At 71.6% G+C, this 17,573-nt stretch carries 13 protein-coding genes; 7 read left to right on the forward strand and 6 right to left on the reverse strand.

Annotated elements, in window-relative coordinates; genetic code table 11:
* Positions 1 to 9: 9 nt before the first annotated feature.
* A complete protein-coding gene (locus tag ACIP6U_RS03835) occupies positions 10 to 2,211 on the reverse strand; it encodes a serine/threonine-protein kinase (protein WP_401712464.1) in 2,202 nt (733 codons plus the stop codon).
* A 235-nt stretch (positions 2,212 to 2,446) separates the two neighbouring features.
* Positions 2,447 to 3,052: a lamin tail domain-containing protein gene (locus ACIP6U_RS03840; protein WP_401712467.1), complete on the reverse strand. Its 606-nt coding sequence runs from the start codon at positions 3,050 to 3,052 to the stop codon at positions 2,447 to 2,449.
* Positions 3,053 to 3,415: 363 nt separating this feature from the next.
* On the opposite strand from ACIP6U_RS03840, the gene ligA reads away from it, so the two are divergent.
* Positions 3,416 to 5,551 carry an NAD-dependent DNA ligase LigA gene (gene ligA, locus ACIP6U_RS03845; protein WP_401712470.1) on the forward strand — a complete coding sequence of 712 codons (2,136 nt, stop codon included), beginning with the start codon at positions 3,416 to 3,418 and terminating at the stop codon, positions 5,549 to 5,551.
* 61 nt (positions 5,552 to 5,612) lie between these two features.
* Here the strand turns inward: ligA and ACIP6U_RS03850 are convergent, their stop codons facing one another.
* The 3 genes from ACIP6U_RS03850 to ACIP6U_RS03860 are packed head-to-tail and all read right to left on the reverse strand — an operon-like array spanning position 5,613 to position 11,696.
* On the reverse strand, positions 5,613 to 8,801 hold the full coding sequence (locus ACIP6U_RS03850; protein WP_401712473.1) for a hypothetical protein: 3,189 nt from the start codon (positions 8,799 to 8,801) through the stop codon (positions 5,613 to 5,615).
* Between the two features lie 2 nt (positions 8,802 to 8,803).
* The gene (locus ACIP6U_RS03855; RefSeq protein WP_401712476.1) at positions 8,804 to 10,660 is read right to left on the reverse strand and encodes an HSP90 family protein; all 1,857 of its coding nucleotides are present in this window, start codon (positions 10,658 to 10,660) and stop codon (positions 8,804 to 8,806) included.
* 49 nt (positions 10,661 to 10,709) lie between these two features.
* Positions 10,710 to 11,696: a hypothetical protein gene (locus ACIP6U_RS03860; protein ID WP_401712479.1), complete on the reverse strand. Its 987-nt coding sequence runs from the start codon at positions 11,694 to 11,696 to the stop codon at positions 10,710 to 10,712.
* A 197-nt stretch (positions 11,697 to 11,893) separates the two neighbouring features.
* Between ACIP6U_RS03860 and ACIP6U_RS03865 the strand changes: the two genes are divergently transcribed.
* From ACIP6U_RS03865 to ACIP6U_RS03875, 3 genes are read left to right on the forward strand one after another with little or no spacing between them, the layout of a single operon-like run.
* Positions 11,894 to 12,958, forward strand: a complete 1,065-nt coding sequence (locus ACIP6U_RS03865) for a Rieske 2Fe-2S domain-containing protein (RefSeq protein ID WP_401712481.1) — start codon at positions 11,894 to 11,896, stop codon at positions 12,956 to 12,958.
* The gene (locus ACIP6U_RS03870) at positions 12,955 to 13,128 is read left to right on the forward strand and encodes a hypothetical protein (RefSeq protein WP_401712483.1); all 174 of its coding nucleotides are present in this window, start codon (positions 12,955 to 12,957) and stop codon (positions 13,126 to 13,128) included. The genes ACIP6U_RS03865 and ACIP6U_RS03870 overlap by 4 nt, the downstream gene beginning before the upstream one ends.
* The gene (locus tag ACIP6U_RS03875; RefSeq protein ID WP_401712486.1) at positions 13,125 to 14,060 is read left to right on the forward strand and encodes a PDR/VanB family oxidoreductase; all 936 of its coding nucleotides are present in this window, start codon (positions 13,125 to 13,127) and stop codon (positions 14,058 to 14,060) included. The genes ACIP6U_RS03870 and ACIP6U_RS03875 overlap by 4 nt, the downstream gene beginning before the upstream one ends.
* On the opposite strand, the gene ACIP6U_RS03880 is transcribed toward ACIP6U_RS03875, so the two are convergent.
* The gene (locus ACIP6U_RS03880) at positions 13,975 to 14,826 is read right to left on the reverse strand and encodes an IclR family transcriptional regulator C-terminal domain-containing protein (protein ID WP_401712489.1); all 852 of its coding nucleotides are present in this window, start codon (positions 14,824 to 14,826) and stop codon (positions 13,975 to 13,977) included. The genes ACIP6U_RS03875 and ACIP6U_RS03880 overlap by 86 nt on opposite strands.
* 159 nt (positions 14,827 to 14,985) lie before the next feature.
* Between ACIP6U_RS03880 and ACIP6U_RS03885 the strand changes: the two genes are divergently transcribed.
* Genes ACIP6U_RS03885 through ACIP6U_RS03895 form a run of 3 tightly spaced genes read left to right on the forward strand, consistent with a single transcriptional unit; the run spans position 14,986 to position 17,554 of the window.
* The gene (locus ACIP6U_RS03885; protein ID WP_401712492.1) at positions 14,986 to 15,960 is read left to right on the forward strand and encodes an ABC transporter substrate-binding protein; all 975 of its coding nucleotides are present in this window, start codon (positions 14,986 to 14,988) and stop codon (positions 15,958 to 15,960) included.
* Complete coding sequence (locus ACIP6U_RS03890; protein WP_401712494.1) at positions 15,957 to 16,730, forward strand: ABC transporter permease; 774 nt, start codon at positions 15,957 to 15,959, stop codon at positions 16,728 to 16,730. Before ACIP6U_RS03885 ends, ACIP6U_RS03890 begins: the two co-directional genes overlap by 4 nt.
* 47 nt (positions 16,731 to 16,777) lie before the next feature.
* Positions 16,778 to 17,554, forward strand: coding sequence for an ABC transporter permease (locus ACIP6U_RS03895; RefSeq protein ID WP_401712920.1), 777 nt, complete (start codon positions 16,778 to 16,780; stop codon positions 17,552 to 17,554).
* Positions 17,555 to 17,573: the final 19 nt, after the last annotated feature.

Raw genomic sequence — 17,573 nt, forward strand, 5'->3', positions numbered from 1 at the left:
GGAGGCAGGTCAGTCGGCTGCTGTGGGCGTCGGCGTGCCCGAGGGGCGGTCCGGGCTTACGGAGAACGCCTTGTCGCCCGCCACGGCCACGATCGCGTCCTTCACCAGCACCAGGCTCGGGATCCGGTCCTCCGCGGAGGTCCCCAGGTCGTCGACCTTGTCGGTGGTCCAGGCGACGGCGCCGGTCTTGCGGTCGAGCGCGAGCAGCCGGCCGTACCGGTTGGCGAAGTAGAGATCGTCGTACGTCGTCGACCGGACCGGTGCCGACAGGTTCTCGATCTGCGTCCCCTGCTGCCACAGTCGGGCGCCGTCGGTCACCCTGTTCGCGGTGATCGTCCCGTCGGGGCGGACGAAGTAGACGGCGCCGTCGACGAGGGTGGCCGTGCCACGCGGAGTGCCCGCCAGCGGAATCCGGACGGCCGTGCCACTGTCCGGGTCCACCCGCAACAGGCTCTTGTACGCCTCGTCCCGCCCGTCGTTCGACTCCCACTCCGCCTGCTGGGGCAGCAGGAACAGCGGCTTCCCGTCGACGGCGCCGAGCGGCGACGCGGCCAGGGGCAGCTGCTGGAGTTCGTGCGCCGTGCCGTCGGCCGGGTCCAGGCGCAGGAGGCCGGCCCGGCCCACGGTCGGGTCGTTCGCGTCGACGCACACGGCGTAGGGGGCGTCGCCCAGGACCAGCGGCACGCAGTCGGTGCCGGCCGACGACTTCACGGTCGTCCGCCACAGGTCCTCGCCCGTCGTCTCGTCGAGGGCGACGAACTCCTCGGTCCCGTCGCGCATCGCGATGACACCGCCGTCGAACAGGGCGGCAGGCGAGCCGGCGTCCACCGTCCGGGTCCAGACCGGTTTGCCGGAGTCGGCGTCGAGGGCGAACACCCGCTGGGCCGAGTTCACTTCGGTCACGTCCGGCTGGTCGGCTCCGTACACGACCCCCTCCCGGACCCCGAGGGGTCGCTCCGAGCTCTGCGGGCCGCTGCCGAACCGCCACGCGACGCGGCCCGTGGCGGCGTCGAGCCGGGCCACCGTGAAGCCGGTCCCCGAGCAGTACACGGAGGAATCGGCGGACGCGCAGCCTGATTTCACGCTGTCCACGTCGACGACCACCGACTTGTCCTTCACGGCCTGGACCAGGCTCGTCCGCCAGGGCTTCCACCCGGCGGGCAGCGCCACGGCGGGAGTTGCGGAGCGGCCGGACGCGGACGCCCGCCCGGCGGCCGGGTTCGCGGGGCTCTCGGGGCCGGACATCAGGTAGTACGCCGTCGACGCGCACACCACGGTGCCGGCCAGCGCCGCGCCGAGGATGACCAGCCGCCGTACCCGACGCCCGCGGACGCCCGCTCCGGCGGCACCGGCAGTGGGTACGACCGTCGTGCCCCCGGGCCTTCGAGGGGCGCCGCGCTGTCCCGGAACCGTCGGCGGGCTCGTCATGTCCGGCAGGTCCAGCAACAGGCCGTGCAGTTCGGCGAGTTGAGGGCGGTCCGCCGCGTTCTTCTCGAGGCAGCGGGCGGCGATGGTGCTGAGCGGTTCCGGCACGCCGTCCAACTGCGGCTGCTCGTGCATGACCTGATAGCCCGTCAAGTACGGGCTGGCGCCGTCGAAGGGACGGTTTCCGGTGGCCGCGTACACCAGGAGCGAGCCGAGCGAGAAGACGTCCGAGGCGGCGGTGACGTCCTTCGGGGAGGAGAACTGCTCCGGTGACATGAAGGGCGGGGTGCCGATCAGACGGCCGGTGACGGTGAGGGCCTGGTTGTCGGCGGCGCGGGAGATGCCGAAGTCGATGACGCGGGGGCCGTCCTCGGCCATCAGGACGTTGCTCGGCTTCAGGTCCCGGTGCACGACGCCCGCCTGATGGATGTCCCGCAGCGCCTCGACCAGTCCCAGCGCCAGCATGCGCAGTGCGCGCCCGCCCAACGGGCCGTCCTTCTCCACCACTTCGGCCAGGGTGCGGCCGGGCACGTACAGCGTCGCCATCCACGGCACCTCGGCGTCGGGGTCGGCGTCCACGACCGGTGCGGTGAACGCGCCGCTCACCCGTCTCGCCGCCGCGATCTCCTGCCGGAAACGGGTCCGGAACTCCTCGTCCAGCGCGTACTGCGCGTGCACGACCTTGACCGCCGCCTGCCGTCCCGAGGCCGAAAGACCCAGATAGACGACCCCCATGCCACCGCTGCCGAGCCGGTCGATCAGCGCGTAGCCGCCTATGGACCCCATGGGCCCCGATTCCCCGGTGCGTGGTGGCATCCCCGGTTACCCTCTCCAACCCTGCCGCGCCGCACAGCTGTTCGGCGGCATCAGGCTAACGCGTGCGCCACTCGGTCCTCACGCCCACCACCGGCATCTCCGCACGGCACAACGCGGACGGCGCGCCGGACCCGGAGGTCCGACGCGCCGTCTGCTCATCGCCCGTTGCGGGCTGTTCGATCAACCCCCCGATCGGTGTCCGGTGTCAGCGGCGGGCGTCGCGGCCACCGCCGTGACCCCCGCCCTCGTGACCGCCACCGCCGTGGCCGCCGCCCTGGTGACCGCCACCCTGACCGCCGCCCTGGTGGCCGCCGCCGTGGTGACCGCCGCCCTGGTGCCGACCCCAGGAGAAGTCGTCGACGAGGCGGTTGCGGTCGTTGCGCAGGGTGACGGTGCCGCGGTCGTTGTCCCACACGTAGTTGCGACGGTCCTGGAAGAGGTCCTTGCGGGTGTCGCGGCCCTCACCGGAGTGGACACGGACCGTGGCGCGGGGGGCCAGCCGGTAGTGGTGGAACGTGTACGTACGGCCGTGGTCGTCCTTGAGGGTCCAGCCGTCCAGGTTGACCGCGTCGCGGGTGGTGTTGGTCAGGTCCACCCACTCGTTGTTCAGCGAACGGTTCGAGCGGTCCTCGCGTCCCGGGGAGTCGTACTGGAGGGCCGAGATCTCCACCTTCGGCCCGTGCGGTCGGGCGTGGTCGGCCGCGGACGCCGGCAACGTCACCACGGATACCAGGGCGCCGGCGGCCAGTGCGGCGGCGGCGAGACGGCGGGCGGTGACAGAAGCGGAATCGGACACAGAGTCCCCCTGCATAGTGCGGGCACCCTCTCGCGGGCAGCGGTCATCACTGTCCCCGAGAGATTCGGCGCGGTGTGCTTGTCAGGCCGGTCGGCCTCACACCCACACTCTGTCCACCGAGTGCGGGACATGGGTGGGAAACGTGGATGCTTTTGCCCGTTGACCATGGTTTCGTAACTCTCGACTGCACTGTCCATGTATGTCGTGTATGCGCGAGGTTGACGATCAACTTCGGTGCGGGAGTTGGCCGCACCCCCTCTTTCGCCACACCACGCCACCCCGGCCCGCCGAGGGCGTTCACCCGAAAGTGAGTAACAGCCGAGGTGCCGCGAAATCGCTCCGGGGGCGTTGTCAGTGGTGGCAGGCAGGATGGAAGGCATGACGACACCAGTTGCAGTGATCGCCGATGCCGCCGCCTACGCGCAGGCCGTCGAGGACGCGGTGAAGGCCTCGGCCGCCTACTACGGGGGCGACACGTCCGCGCTCGACGACGACGCCTACGACCGGCTGGTGCGCGGCATCGCCGCGTGGGAGGCGGACCATCCGGAGCAGGTGCTGCCCGATTCGCCGACCGGGAAGGTGGCCGGCGGGGCCGTGGAGGGCGATGTCCCGCACACGGTGGCGATGCTGAGCCTGGACAACGTGTTCTCGGCGGAGGAGTTCACCGCCTGGACCGCGTCACTGGCCCGACGCCTGGGCCACGACGTCGAGCGCTTCAGCGTCGAGCCGAAGCTGGACGGCCTCGCCATCGCGGCCCGCTACACCGACGGCCGACTCAGACAGCTGATCACCCGGGGCGACGGGACGGCCGGGGAGGACGTCTCGCACGCGATCGGCACCATCGAGGGGCTGCCCGTCGAGCTGGCCGAGCCGGTCACGGTCGAGGTGCGCGGCGAAGTCCTCATGACCACCGCCCAGTTCGAGCACGCCAACGAGGTGCGCACCGCGCACGGCGGGCAGCCGTTCGCCAACCCGCGCGGCGCGTCCGCGGGCACCCTGCGGGCCCGGGAGCGCACCTACACCGTGCCGATGACGTTCTTCGGCTACGGCCTGCTCCCCCTGCCCGGCACCGGGACGGACCTCGCCGACCGACTGGGCGAACTCGCCCACAGCGAGCTGATGGCGCGGGCCGCCACGTACGGGGTGAACACCACCGCCGGCACCGCCGTACCCGGCACCACCGCCGCCACGGTCGAGGAGGTGCTGGACCGGGTGCGCGAGATCGCCACCCTGCGGGCCGAGCTGCCGTTCGGGATCGACGGCATCGTCATCAAGGCCGACCTCGCCGACGACCAGCGCACGGCCGGTTCCGGGACGCGCGCCCCGCGCTGGGCGATCGCCTACAAGCTGCCCGCCGTCGAGAAGATCACCCGCCTCCTGGAGGTGGAGTGGAACGTGGGGCGCACCGGCATCATCGCCCCGCGCGCGGTCCTCGAACCGGTCGAGATCGACGGGGCGACCATCACCTACGCCACCCTGCACAACCCGGCCGACATCACCCGCCGCGATCTGCGTCTGGGCGACCACGTCATGGTCCACCGGGCCGGTGACGTCATCCCGCGCATCGAGGCCTCCGTCGCCCATCTGCGCACCGGCGACGAACAGCCCATCGCGTTCCCCGAGGTGTGCCCGCGCTGCGGGGCAGACATCGACACCAGCGAGCAGCGCTGGCGCTGTGCGAACGGGCGCAACTGCCACCTGGTGGCCGCCCTCTCCTACGCCGCGGGACGCGACCAGCTCGACATCGAGGGACTCGGCCACACCCGGGTCGTGCAGCTCGTCGACGCGGGCCTGGTGACCGACCTCGCCGATCTGTTCGCCCTCACCCGCGACCAGCTCCTGGCCCTGGAGCGGATGGGCGAGACAAGCACCGACAACCTCCTCGCCGGGATCGCGGCGGCCAAGGCGCAGCCCCTGTCGCGGGTGCTGTGCGCGCTCGGGATCCGCGGCACCGGCCGCTCCATGTCCCGCCGTATCGCCCGCTACTTCGCCACGATGGACCACATCCGCGCGGCCGACGCCGAGGCGATGCAGCGGGTCGAGGGCATTGGTACCGAGAAGGCGCCGTCCATCGTCGCCGAGGTCGCCGAACTCGCCCCGCTCATCGACAAGTTGACGGCCGCCGGGGTGAACATGACCGAGCCCGGTGCCACGCCGCCGGTCGCGGAGGACGCCGAGACCGACGCCGACTCAGGCTCCGAGGGCTCGGGCACCGCGGGTTCCGGCTCCGACGGCCAGGTGGAGACCGCCGAAACTGCGGGCGGGCCACTGGCCGGGATGACGGTCGTGGTCACCGGCGCGATGACCGGCCCGCTGGAGAAGCTGAGCCGCAACCAGATGAACGAACTCGTCGAGCGCGCCGGTGGCCGCTCCTCCTCCAGCGTCTCCAAGAAGACCACTCTCGTGGTCGCCGGAGAGGGCGCAGGATCCAAGCGCACCAAGGCCGAGACGCTCGGCGTCCGGCTGGCCACGCCGGACGAGTTCGCGGCCCTGGTCGCCGACTTCATCGACTGATCGGCGCGCTTCGCGGGGTCACTCCACGACGCTCACCGCTCGCTGTTCGCTCCTCGGCGCGTCACTCCTCGTCCCGCAGCCGGGCCGACAGGGCGACCAGTTCCTCGGTCAGGTCGGTGTGACCCAGGGCCGTCAGGCGGGTGACGGCCGCGTCGAGGCGGGTGAGGGCGGGCGCCGGGCGTTCCAGGTAGAGGCCCTCCACGGCGCCCGCGAGGCGGACGCACTCGGCCCACTCGCCGGCGGGTTCGTCGTCCTGCCCCGGCTCGCCGATCAGCGACAGCGCCTTGTCCAGGGCGACCAGCGCGTCCTCGTACTCACCCGCGTAGGCGTTGACCCGCCCGTGCTCGTAGGCCAGGGCGGAGTCCAGGGAACGGCCGTGGTAGTGGTACTCGGCGGCGCGCGCCTCCTCGGCGATCCGGCCCGCGTCGTCGAGGAAGCGGAGCGCGTCGGCCAGGCCGTCGGGGCCCTGCTGCTGGGCCTGGAGACGGGCGAGTTCGCGAAGGCAGCTGCTGAGCTGCTCGTAGCGCGGGTTCCGGGCATGGGCGGCGAGCGCCTGGTCCGCGACCTCGCGGGCCCGGCCGAACTCGCCGGACTCGCCGAGGAGTACGGCGGTCTCCGCGGCGATCATGGCGTGGCTGCCCGGGTCGTCGTCCCAGCCTGCCGACGCGGCCGCCAGGGTGACGTACTCCGCGGTCGCGGCCTTGAGGTCCTCCCCCGCGCGCAGTGCGCGGGCGCGGGTCAGCCGCAGCTGGGCGACGAGCCGGTCGTCCAACTCCCCCTCGGTGACGACCGGTTCGGCCAGCAGGGAGTCAAGCAGGGCGATGCAGTCCTCGATGCGGCCCAGGTCGAGGGTGAGCTGGGCCGCGTTGCTGTAGGTGCAGAACGCCTCGATGCGGTTGCCGCGACGCAGACTCACCTCCGCCGAACGCGTGAGGTGCCGCAGCGCCTCGTCCGGGCGGCCCAGGCGCATGGCGGCCTCGGCCAGATCGCTCTGGAGGCGCGAGGTGTCGACGGTGTCGGCCGGCCACTCGGCGGCCAGTCGCAGGCCTTCGGTGAGGTTGTCGTACGCGGCCTGCGCGTCCCTGAGTCCGAGCTGGAGCCGGCCGCGCAGGCCGAGGGTCCGGGGCAGGTGCCAGGCGGGGCCCTGCGCCTTCAGCCGGTCGAGGAGGGCGTCGATCTCGGTGATCGCGGCGGGCAGGTCACCGGAGAGGGCGTAGGAGCTGGCCCGCATCAGCACGGCGCCGGAGATCTGGGTGCGGACGTCGTGCTCGGTGGCGAACGCCTCCAGCAGATCCACCTCGGCGAACACCGACGCGGCATGCTCGTCGCTCCCGGAGGCCTGGAGGCGCAGGCCGAGCGCGGTCGCCCGCATCCGCAGCAGCCGGGCCTCCTGGTACGGAGCGAGTCCGGGCGTGTCCTCGTGAAGACGGACCAGGGAGGCGTGGGCGGCCGTCAGCGCGACGACCTTCGCGTCGGCGACGCGGGCGGCCTGCGCCTCGACGTCGTTCGCGTTCCGCGCGTCGGTGCCGCCGTCGGCGGCGTGCGCCTCGGCGTCGCCCGTGCCCTTTGCCTCGGCACCGTCTGCTGCCGTGGTCTCGGCACCATCCGCAGCCTCCGCTTCGACACCAGCCGCAGCCTGTGCGGCGACACCGCCGGCGGCCTCTTCATCGGCACCTGCCGAGTCCCCGGCCTCAACGGCGTCGGCGGCCCGTGCCTCGGCCCGATCCGCGTCATCCACGGGAATCTCGGCGAGGGCGAGCACCGCGCAGGCCCGGGAGAACGCCGCCTCACCAGGCTCTCCGGCGTCCTCGTACAGGGCCGCGGCCTCCTCGTGGAGCGCGGCGGCGTCGGCGAACTCGTCCTTCTCGCCGGCCCGGTTCGCCTCGTCGGCCAGCAGGTCCGCGCGGAGCCGTTCGAGGGGGCCCGCGGCCGGATCGTCGGGGTGGGTGTAGTCCCGGGCGGCCACGAGCGTGCGCAGGCGCGCCCAGCAGGCCGTCGCGTCCGGGTGCCCCTGCTGGTCCAACGTCCTTGCCCGGCCGATGAGTTCGGGCAGGGAGTCGGGAAGGGCGGCGTCCGTACGCGGGGCGGGCGCGGCGACCGGCGTGGCCGTCGCCGTGGCCACGTCGTCGAGGCTGCGGGTGCGCAGGGTCAGGTCGAGCGCGTCCAGGAGCGGGGCCCGGTCGAGGCGGGTCCGGCGGCCGTCGGTGTGGGCGGCCGTTCCGTTGCGGGCGTCGAAGCGTGCGGCCAGGTCGTCCGCGCGGTCGCGCACCTCGGCGCGCAGTCCGGCCACCGTCCAACTGCGGCCCGCGTACCCGGCGGCGGGCAGTTCGCCGTGGCCGAGGGCCTCGACGCGCTGGAGCAGCACCTCGACGCCGGTGAGGAAGCCGAGCAGGTCCAGCGGCGAGTCGACGTCGTCGAACAGGTTCCGGTTCTCGGCGAGCAGTTCGAGTCCGCGTGCCTCGTTGCCGGTCAGCGCGCAGAACTCCAGGTGTCGGCCGACCTCCTGGGACATCGAGGGGTTGCGGCGGCAGCCTCGGTAGCCGACCAGGTGCAGTTCACGGGCCCGGTCGACGCTGCCGGTGCGCAGCAGGGGCAGCAGCGCGTACGAGACGGAGCGGGCCGGCTCCTCCTGGCAGGACTCCTTCCCGGCCAGGACGGGCTCCCAGGTGCCGAGCGCCCGTTCGTCGTCGCCCGCCGTGAGGTGGTACAGGGCGCGCTCGCAGATCTCGCAGGCCTCGCAGTCGCTGAGCCGGACGCGGGTGCGGCCCGCCCACAGTTCGTAGGCGAGGTCGGTGTCCTCGCCGGTGTGGACGGCGAGTTGGTAGGCCTGTCCGTAGTAGGGCTGGAGGCCGAGGCCGGCCTTCTCGTACCGGTCGCGCATCTCCTGCAGCCACTGGCGCAGGCTGGCCAGCGGTATCTCGGGCAGGGCGCGCAGCGCGGTGGCCACCCACTTGAACCGCCAGAAGAGCATGTGGCGCAGGCGCTCATCGAAGACGTCGGGCTGCTCGTCGAAGAGGGTGAGCAGGCGGGCGAAGACGACGGGCGACTTCCGGGGTTCGGAGCCGTAGGTGTACGCCTCCTGGAGTTCGAGCAGCGCGTGGACGAGCGGTACGGGCTCCGCCAACTGCTCGGCGACGTCGACGAGTTCCTCGGCGGTGACGGTGCGGGTGCGGCCGTAGGGGCGCCGGTCGTTCTCCTGGAGCGCCTGGAACAGCTCGTCCGTGTTCTGTGGGTGGGGTGCGGTCGGCATCGTCAGCTGTCCTTGCGGAGGGCGTGGGCGAGAAGGTCGAGGAAGGAGCGGTTGATGAGGCTCGACTCGGCGGGCCGCAGCGGGCGCCGGGAGAGCATCGCGGCCTGCCCGTAGAGGGCTTCGGCGCTGGTGCGGGCCAGCTCGGGCTCGTCGATGGAGACGGCGGTGCGGACCAGCGGGTTGAGCTGGTTGAGGATCAGCTGGGCGCGCGGTGCCTCCTGGCGCAGGGCGCCGAGGATGTCGCCCCACAGGCCGCCCTCCTGCTCGCGGGCGAGCTGGGAGCGGGTGCGCTCGTGCCGGGCCTCGCGGCTGTCGACCAGGAGGGCGGGCGCGGAGGCGGGGTGGAAGGTGCGCAGCGCGACGTCGCAGTCGAACACGGCGAGGGCGTCACGGGCCTGGGCGAGGTAGGCAGCGGCGGCCAGTTCCGTCTCCCGGTCGACGGGGTCGAGGTGCGCGGTGAGGGTCGCCGGATCGAGGTCGGCGACGGTGACCTCGGGCCTGATCTCGGGCAGCCGGTGGACCAGTTCACGGTCGTAGGTGTAGCCGCCGTTGACGACGCCGAGCCCCGCGGCCGAGGCGATCGCCGCGACCTGCCGGAACTCCTCCACGCTGGAGGTCACCAGGACGGTGCGGTGGGTGCGCGCGAACTCGTCGAGGGTGGCGTGTCCGTCGGTGGTCTCGAACGGCAGCCAGGGCAGCAGCATCCGCAGGATCTCGTCGTCGTGCACGGCGAGGGACTTCACGGCCAGGTGGTGGGCCTGGAGGAAGCGGCCGAGCAGGTCGGGGTCGCTGGCGGCGGCCCGGGAGATCCACGCGCGCAGCCGCTCGGCGAGGGCGTCGCGGACGGCGGCGAGCGTGTCGTCCTCGTACAGGGACTCGCGGGAGGCCGTCGGGCGCAGGCTCTCGGCGTCGACGACGCAGCGGACGAAGAAGGCCCACTCGGGCAGGATCTCCTCGGCCTGCTCGGACAGCAGCATGCCCTTGACGTGCACGCGGTGGCCGTGGCGGCGACCGGCGGGCACGGCCTCGGGCAGGACGCACGCGATGCCCTTGAGGCCCACGGCCGGCAGGTCCAGCTCGATGGTGTCGAGCGGTGTGAATCCGAGGGTTTCCTCGCCGAACGCGGCCAGCGCTCGGGAGCGGGCTCCCGGCGTGGGGTACGTGCGGGCCCAAGGGGCCGGCTCGGGGTTGACGGCCGCGCCGGTGCCGCCCGGACCGCCCTTGCCGTCGTCGAAGGTCACCGGGTGGCGCAGCAGGGACCCGAAGTGCCGGGCGAGCGCGTGCACTTGGGCCGGGCGGGTCCACTCGCCCGCGTCGGCGCGCGGGGTCAGCGTGACCGTCGTGCCGGGCCGAGGCCGGGCGGAGGCGGGCAGGGCGCGGACGGTGTAGCTGCCGTCGCCGCGTCCCCGCCACTCCACCGCGGGCGCCTCGGGCGTGGCGGCGGACCGGCTCAGGACGTGGATCTCGTCCGCGACCAGGAAGCAGGAGAGCAGACCGATGCCGAACTGCCCGATGAAGTCGCCGCGTTGCTCGGCGATCTTCTCCGCGCGCTTGCTGCTGCGGCCGATCGTGGCGAGGAAGGTGTGCACGTCGGCCTCGGTGAGACCGACGCCGTCGTCCTCGACGCGTACGACGGATCCGTCGGCGTACAGCCGGATGCCGAACGCGTCGGCGGGTGCGCCGGGTTCGAGGCGGTGCCGGGCGGTCAGCGCGTCGACCGCGTTCTGCATCAGTTCACGCAGGTAGACGCGGGGGCTGGAGTAGAGGTGATGGGAGAGGAGGTCGACGAGGCCGCGCAGATCCACCTGGAAGGTGCGGTCGGCGCCGGCCGGGCTCGAAGGGGCGTCGGGCAGTGTCATCGGGCAGTCCGGTGTGAGGTGAGCGACGAGCGGCGGACGGTCGGCGGAATCAGGCGCTGCGCCGGGCGCGGGCGTACATCTTTTCCGGCTGCGCCATGTACTTCCACGGCCATGGGGTGAAGGCGCCTTCGAGCTGCTCGAAGATGCGCGGCAGCGCGCTGCGCGAGGAGGCCAGCGACATCGCCATGGCGAAGGTGTTGAAGTCCTCCTGCCAGCCCGGGAAACGCTCGTAGCCGGGGTGGAGGATGCTGTGCTCGGCCGCCTCCACCAACTCGTCCTGGATCTCGGGGGTTTCGAGGCAGGTCTTGTCGTCCGACTCCACCCAGTTCTCGATGTGGGCCATGGCGATCACACAGCCGAGCCGATGCCCCTCGGGCGCGCCGGCGAACGCCTCACGGGCGAACGCGAGGGCCTGGCCCGGCTCACCGCTCCAGCGGGGCTGGAGGTACGAGATCCACTCGATGTGGGTCTCCAGGTCCAGCGGGTCGCGGCGCAGGGCCGCGTCGCGCCGGGTCTCGTTGACGGCGTGCCCCAGCGACATACCCCGGCCGGAGGTCAGCAGACGGCGCCACGGCGTGATCCACTCGGGCCGCAACTCGGCGGCCTCCAACAGCTGTTCCTCGGCGATGTGCAGCCGTTCATGAAAGATCCGCCACTGCTCCTGCGTGACGTTCACGGCCCGGTCGGCGGTACGCGCCTCCCAGCCCCAGATGATGTGCCGGGCCCCGGATATGAGCAGGGCGGTCGCCCGGTGCTCCTTGTCCTCCTCGACGGCCCGGCCGATCCAGTCCTGCACTCCGTCCACCTCGGCCAGCTCGCCCAGGACTTGATGCTCACGGCCGAGATCGAACGGGACCAGCGCGTCCTTGACCGCCGCCCACTCCCCCGCGTCGGCCGCCTCCACCAGCGCGAGCACCCGCGCGTCGCCGAGCGCCCGCAGCGGATACACCCCGTTCTTCTGCCTGCGCGGCACCGGAAGGGAGTGCGGAACCTCCGCCGGTCTCTCCGCACCTCTCCCGAACAGCTTCCCCAACATGCCGCGCCCTCCCCTGGTCCCGCGTGATCGTCCGGAGCAGCATAAACGGCACCCCTGACACCGCTTCCACAGGGTTTTCACGGGGGCCGCTTCCGTCTGACGGAAGCCGTCTTGCCGTGCTGTCGCGGGCGTCACGACTCTGGTCCCAACCACGGCACGCGGGGCAGAGCCGCCCCGCACTCAGGGACGGGATCGCCATGCCGCACACGACCGCCTTCGCCCGTAATCAGTGGTACGTCGCCGCCTACAGCCACGAGATCGGCCGGGAGTTGCTCGGCCGGACCATCCTCGGTGAGCCCCTCGTCCTCTACCGCACCGAGGACGAGGGCACCCCCGTCGTCCTGCACGACCGGTGTGTGCACCGCCGGTACCCCCTGTCCGAGAGCGGGCTCGACGGTGACCGGATCGTCTGCGGGTACCACGGGTTCACGTACGACACGACCGGCGCCTGCGTGTACGTGCCCGGGCAGAAACGGATACCCCGCACCGCGCGCGTGGCCTCCTACCCGGTCGTCGAACTGGACGCCCTGATCTGGGTGTGGATCGGCGATCCGGCGCTCGCCGACCCCGAGACCATCCCGCGCGCCCGGCACCTCGACTCCCCCGGCTGGGTCACCGTCTCCGGCATGGAGCCGATCGACGCCGACTACGGGCTCCTCGTCGACAACCTGCTGGACCTCTCCCACGAGACGTATCTGCACGGCGGGTACATCGGCACCCCCGAGGTCGCCGAGACGCCGATCACGACGGAGGTCGACGAGGGCGCGGGGATCGTGCGGGTCAGCCGGCACATGGACGACGCCGAGTGCCCGCCGTTCTACGCCAAGTCGACCGGGATCAAGGGCCGGATCACCCGCTGGCAGGACATCGAGTACCACGCGCCGTGCCTGTACCTGCTGCACAGCCGGATCGCGCCGGTCGGTGTGCTGCCGGCGGCCGACGGCAGTGACCCGAACGGCTTCCACACCGAGATCACGTACGCCATCACGCCCTCCGCCGACGGTCATGTCTACGACTTCTGGGCCGTCTCGCGCGACTGGGCGATCGACGACGCCGAGGTCACCGAGTTCCTGCGGGGCAACAACCACACCGTCGTGATGCAGGACGTCGACGCGCTCAACCTCCTTCAGAAGACGCTCGGTTCGGAGCGGTCGGGCTACCAGGAGCTCAGCATCAACATCGACACCGGCGGCCTGGCCGCCCGCCGCATCCTCGCCCGGCTGGTCGAGGAGGGCGACAAGCCCGTGGAGAAGGTGCTGTGAGCGGCAGCCCCACCGGGGAGGTCTACCGCATCGACTGGCTGCCGGGCACGGACGTCCTGCACGGCACGTGTCACTGCGGCGCCGAGCACACCGCCCAGGACCCGGTGGAGATGTGGGAGTGGATGCTCGGCCATCCAGAAGGACACCAGCCCCGGGGGCACGGCGCATGAGCCTGTACGAGGCCGAACTGGTCGTGAGCGCGAGGGAGTCGGCCGCGGAAGGGGTCGTCGTCCTCACTCTCCGGCACCCCCTCGGCGACGAACTCCCCGCCTGGGAACCGGGAGCGCATCTGGACGTCGCGCTCGGGCCGGAGCTGGAACGGCAGTTCTCGCTCTGCGGGGATCCCGGGAACTGCTCCGAGTGGCGGATCGCGGTACTGCGTGAACCCGACGGCCGGGGTGGATCCGCCTTCGTCCACGAGCAGTTGGGCGTCGGCGACAAAGTACGGGTACGTGGACCTCGTAACCACTTCCGGCTGGAGCCCGCACCTGGTTACCGGTTCATCGCGGGCGGCATCGGGATCACCCCCGTCCTGCCGATGCTGGCCGCGGCCGAGGCGGCGGGTGTGCCGTGGACGCTGCTGTACGGCGGGCGGACCCGTCGATCCATCGCGTTCACCGAGGAGTTGGCTCGGTACGGGGACCGGGTCACCGTCGCCCCGCAGGACGAGACCGGGCTGCTGGACCTCGCCTCCGTGCTGGACGACCTGGACGAGGGCACCCTCGTCTACTGCTGCGGTCCCGGGCCGTTGCTGGACGCGGTCGAGGAGCGGTGTCCGGCGCCGGTGCTGCGGGTCGAGCGGTTTCAGCCCAAGGTCCGACAGGGCGGTGACAACAGCGAGTTCGAGGTCGAGCTGGCGCAGAGCGGGCGTACCGTCACGGTCGCTCCGGACGTCTCCGTGCTGGACGCCGTGCGTGCCGCCGGGGTCGAGGTGCTGTTCTCCTGCACCGAGGGGACCTGCGGCACCTGCGAGACCGACGTGCTCGACGGTGTCCCGGACCACCGGGACTCGGTGCTCACCGAAGAGGAGCGGGCGGGCGGCGAGACGATGATGATCTGTGTGTCCCGCTGCCGGGGAAAGCGGCTCGTGCTGGACCTGTGACCGCGAGGTCGGCGTCGATCCGCTCGACCGTCGCGAACAGGTGCGGCAGCAGGTCGCGGCGGATCGACTCGACGGAGGTGCGGCCCGCGGGCACCGCGAGGTTGACCGCCGCGACCACCTCGCCGTCCCGGCCTCGTACCGGGGCGGCGACCGACCGCAGCCCCTCCTCCAGTTCCTGGTCGACGATCGCGTACCCCTGTCGGCGCACCCGGCGCAGCTCCGCCCGCAGGGCCCGGGACGAGACGATGGTGCGGTCGGTCAGCGGGCGCAGTTCCACGCGGGTGAGCCGGGCGTCGACCTCCTCGTCCGGGAGATGGGAGAGGATCACCCGGCCCACCGACGTGGCATGGGCCGGGAAGCGCGTGCCGACGGTGATCGTGGCGGCCATGATGCGGCGGGTCGGCACCCGGACCACATAGACGATGTCGTCGCCGTCGAGCACGCACAGTGACGACGACTCCCGTACCTGCGCGACGAGTTGCTCCAGATGGGGCTCGGCGATCTGCGGCAGGGTGACGCTGGAGAGGTAGGAGTACCCGAGTTCGAGGACGCGCGGGGTGAGGCGGAACAGGCGCCCGTCCTGATGGACGTATCCCAGGTCGACCAGGGTCAGGAGCAGTCGGCGGGTGGCCGCTCGGGTCAGCTCGCAGGCGTCGGCCACCTCGCTCAGGGTGCGGACGGGGTGCTCCTCGTCGAAGGCGCGGATCACGGCGAGGCCGCGCTCGAAGGACCTCACGAAGTGTGACGCTCGGGCGTCCGCTGGCATTGCCGCCTCCAGAAGTGTCAACAATGTTGTTGGCGAACCCATTGACCCGACCCGTTGTGCCTTCTACCTTCCGGCTGTGCGAGGTCGCGCACTACTGTGCGCCTTGCGCACGACCTGTCGGAACACCGTTGCACCGTTGTTGTCTGCACAGGAGGAGCCATGCGCCGTCTGCTCGCCGGTCTCACCGCCGGTGCCTTCCTGCTCGTCGCGACCGCCTGTGGCTCGTCCGACGACTCCAACTCGTCGTCGGACAAGGGCTCGTCGTCCGGCGGCATCACCACCGTCAAGGTGGGGATCATCCCCATCGTCGACGTCGCCCCGCTCTATCTCGGCCAGAAACAGGGCTTCTTCAGCAAGCAGGGCCTGAAGCTCTCGATGACGCTCGCCCAGGGCGGCGCGGCCATCGTGCCCGGGGTGACGAGCGGTCAGTTCCAGTTCGGGTTCTCCAACATGACCTCGCTGATGGTCGCCCAGTCCAACAACGTGCCCATCGAGGCCATCGCCAACGGCGTCGCCTCAACGGGCGTCAAGGGCAAGGACTTCGGCGGGCTCGTGGTGAAGAAGGGCAGCTCCATCAAGTCGCCCAAGGAGCTCGAGGGCAAGAAGGTCGCCGTCAACACCCTCAAGAACATCAACGAGATTGTGGTCCGCGACTCGGTCCGCCGGGCCGGCGGCGACCCGGACAAGGTCAACCTGGTCGAGCTGGCCTTCGACCAGATGCCGGCCGCGCTGGACTCGGGCCAGATCGACGCGGCGATGGCGGTCGAACCGGCGCTCACCACCATGAAGCTCCAGGGCGCCACCGAGATCGCCTCCCCCATGGTCGACGTGGCCCCGAACCTCACCGTCGCCATGTACTTCACGTCGACCGCGTACGCGCAGAAGAACCCGGCCATCGTGAAGAAGTTCCAGGACGCGACCGCCGAGTCCCTCGCCTACGCCGACGCGCACCCGGACGAGGTCCGCCAGATCGTCACCACGTACACCAAGACCCCGGCGGACGTCCTGGCCGCGATGACCCTGCCCAAGTGGCCGGCCGAGGCGAACCGTTCCTCGATCGAGGCGCTGGAGAAGCTGAGCGACGAGAACGGCCTCTTCAAGAACGCCCCGGACCTCGACAAGCTGCTGCCGTGAGGGGATTGAACGCCGCACTCGGCGCGGCCGGGCTCGCGGCCTTCCTCGCCCTGGGCGAGGCGGTGCCGCGGGTCGGCCTCGTCAAGGAGGCCTACTTCCCGCCGACCAGCCGGATCGCCTCGGCCCTGTGGGACGAGGTCACCACCGACGGCTTCTGGTCGGCGCTCGGCGACACCCTCACCGGCTGGGCGGTGGGCCTCGCCATCGCGGTCTGCGCGGGGGTCGTCGTGGGCGTGACGATCTCGATCGTGCCCTACCTGCGCGAGGCCACCGCCTCGACGATCGAGTTCCTGCGCCCGATCCCGTCGGTCGCTCTCATCCCACTGGCCGTCCTGCTGTACGGCGCCGAACTGAAGTCGGTACTCATCCTGGTCGTGTACGCCTCCTTCTGGCAGGTGCTCCTCCAGACGCTGTACGGCGTCCAGGACGTGGACCCGGTCGCCGAGGAGACGGCACGCTCGTACGGTCTCGGCACCTGGGCGCGGGTGCGCCATGTGCTGTGGCCGACCGCGCTGCCGTACGTCATGACCGGGGTGCGGCTCGCCGCCGCGGTGGCGCTGATCCTCGCCATCACCGCCGAACTCGTCATCGGCGCACCGGGGTTGGGCCAGGAGATCGCCGTCGCGCAGACCTCGCAGGCGGTGCCGGAGATGTACGCGCTGATCGTGGTCACCGGGGTGCTGGGGCTGCTCATCAACGTCGGCGCGCGTACGGTGGAACGGCGGGCGCTGGCCTGGCACCAGTCGGTGCGCGGGGAGGTGGCGGTGTGAGCGACGGTGTGAAGGGCGCCGTGCGCGGCCCTGTGCGTGACGGTGTGATCGGACGCCTGCTGCTGCGGCTGCTGTTCGTGCTCGCGCTGCCCGTGGTGCTGGTCGCCCTGTGGTGGGCCGCGTCGGACGGCAACACCGATCCCTTCTGGCCCCCGCTGCGCACGATCCTGAAGACCTTCCCGGACGTCTGGACCGCCGACCGGCTGCGCACGGACGTCGTACCGAGCGTCCTGCGCCTCCTCGCGGGCTACGCGACAGCGGCCGTCGTCGGCATGGCGCTCGGCACGGTCATCGGCTCGTACCGCAAGGTGCGGGCGGTGTGCGAGCCGGTACTGGAGTTCCTGCGGGCGGTGCCGCCACCGGTGTTGATCCCGGTGATCATGCTGTTCGCGGGCATCGGCGACACGATGAAGATCGTGGTGATCGCCAGCGGCTGCGTCTGGCCGATCCTGCTCAACACGGTCGAGGGCGTCCGCGCGGTCGACTCGGTGATGCTGGAGACGGCCCGCTCGTACGGCGTCGACGGCCCTGCCCGGCTCACCCACTTGGTCCTGCCGTCGGCCAGTCCGCAGATCTTCGCGGGCCTGCGCCAGGCGCTGTCGATCGGCATCATCCTGATGGTCATCAGCGAGATGTTCGCGGCGAGCAACGGCATCGGCTTCACCGTCGTCCAGTTCCAACGCAGCTTCGCCATCCCCGACATGTGGACCGGGATCCTCGTCCTCGGCCTGCTCGGCTTCCTGCTCTCCGTCGTCTTCCAACTGGTCGAGCGCCGGGTGCTCGGCTGGTACCACGGTCTGCGCGCCTCCACCCGGCGGTCCTGAGTGAACTTCGTGAAGGGGC

This window comes from Streptomyces sp. NPDC088794, from assembly GCF_044750545.1.
Taxonomy (GTDB): Bacteria; Actinomycetota; Actinomycetes; order Streptomycetales; family Streptomycetaceae; genus Streptomyces.

Bases quoted from the DNA above. Each gene is read 5' to 3' on its own strand.
- ACIP6U_RS03835 (WP_401712464.1), bottom strand. From the start codon at position 2,211: ATGGGGTCCATAGGCGGCTACGCGCTGATCGACCGGCTCGGCAGCGGT.
- ACIP6U_RS03840 (WP_401712467.1), bottom strand. From the start codon at position 3,052: ATGCAGGGGGACTCTGTGTCCGATTCCGCTTCTGTCACCGCCCGCCGT.
- ligA (WP_401712470.1), top strand. From the start codon at position 3,416: ATGACGACACCAGTTGCAGTGATCGCCGATGCCGCCGCCTACGCGCAG.
- ACIP6U_RS03850 (WP_401712473.1), bottom strand. From the start codon at position 8,801: ATGCCGACCGCACCCCACCCACAGAACACGGACGAGCTGTTCCAGGCG.
- ACIP6U_RS03855 (WP_401712476.1), bottom strand. From the start codon at position 10,660: ATGACACTGCCCGACGCCCCTTCGAGCCCGGCCGGCGCCGACCGCACC.
- ACIP6U_RS03860 (WP_401712479.1), bottom strand. From the start codon at position 11,696: ATGTTGGGGAAGCTGTTCGGGAGAGGTGCGGAGAGACCGGCGGAGGTT.
- ACIP6U_RS03865 (WP_401712481.1), top strand. From the start codon at position 11,894: ATGCCGCACACGACCGCCTTCGCCCGTAATCAGTGGTACGTCGCCGCC.
- ACIP6U_RS03875 (WP_401712486.1), top strand. From the start codon at position 13,125: ATGAGCCTGTACGAGGCCGAACTGGTCGTGAGCGCGAGGGAGTCGGCC.
- ACIP6U_RS03880 (WP_401712489.1), bottom strand. From the start codon at position 14,826: ATGCCAGCGGACGCCCGAGCGTCACACTTCGTGAGGTCCTTCGAGCGC.
- ACIP6U_RS03885 (WP_401712492.1), top strand. From the start codon at position 14,986: ATGCGCCGTCTGCTCGCCGGTCTCACCGCCGGTGCCTTCCTGCTCGTC.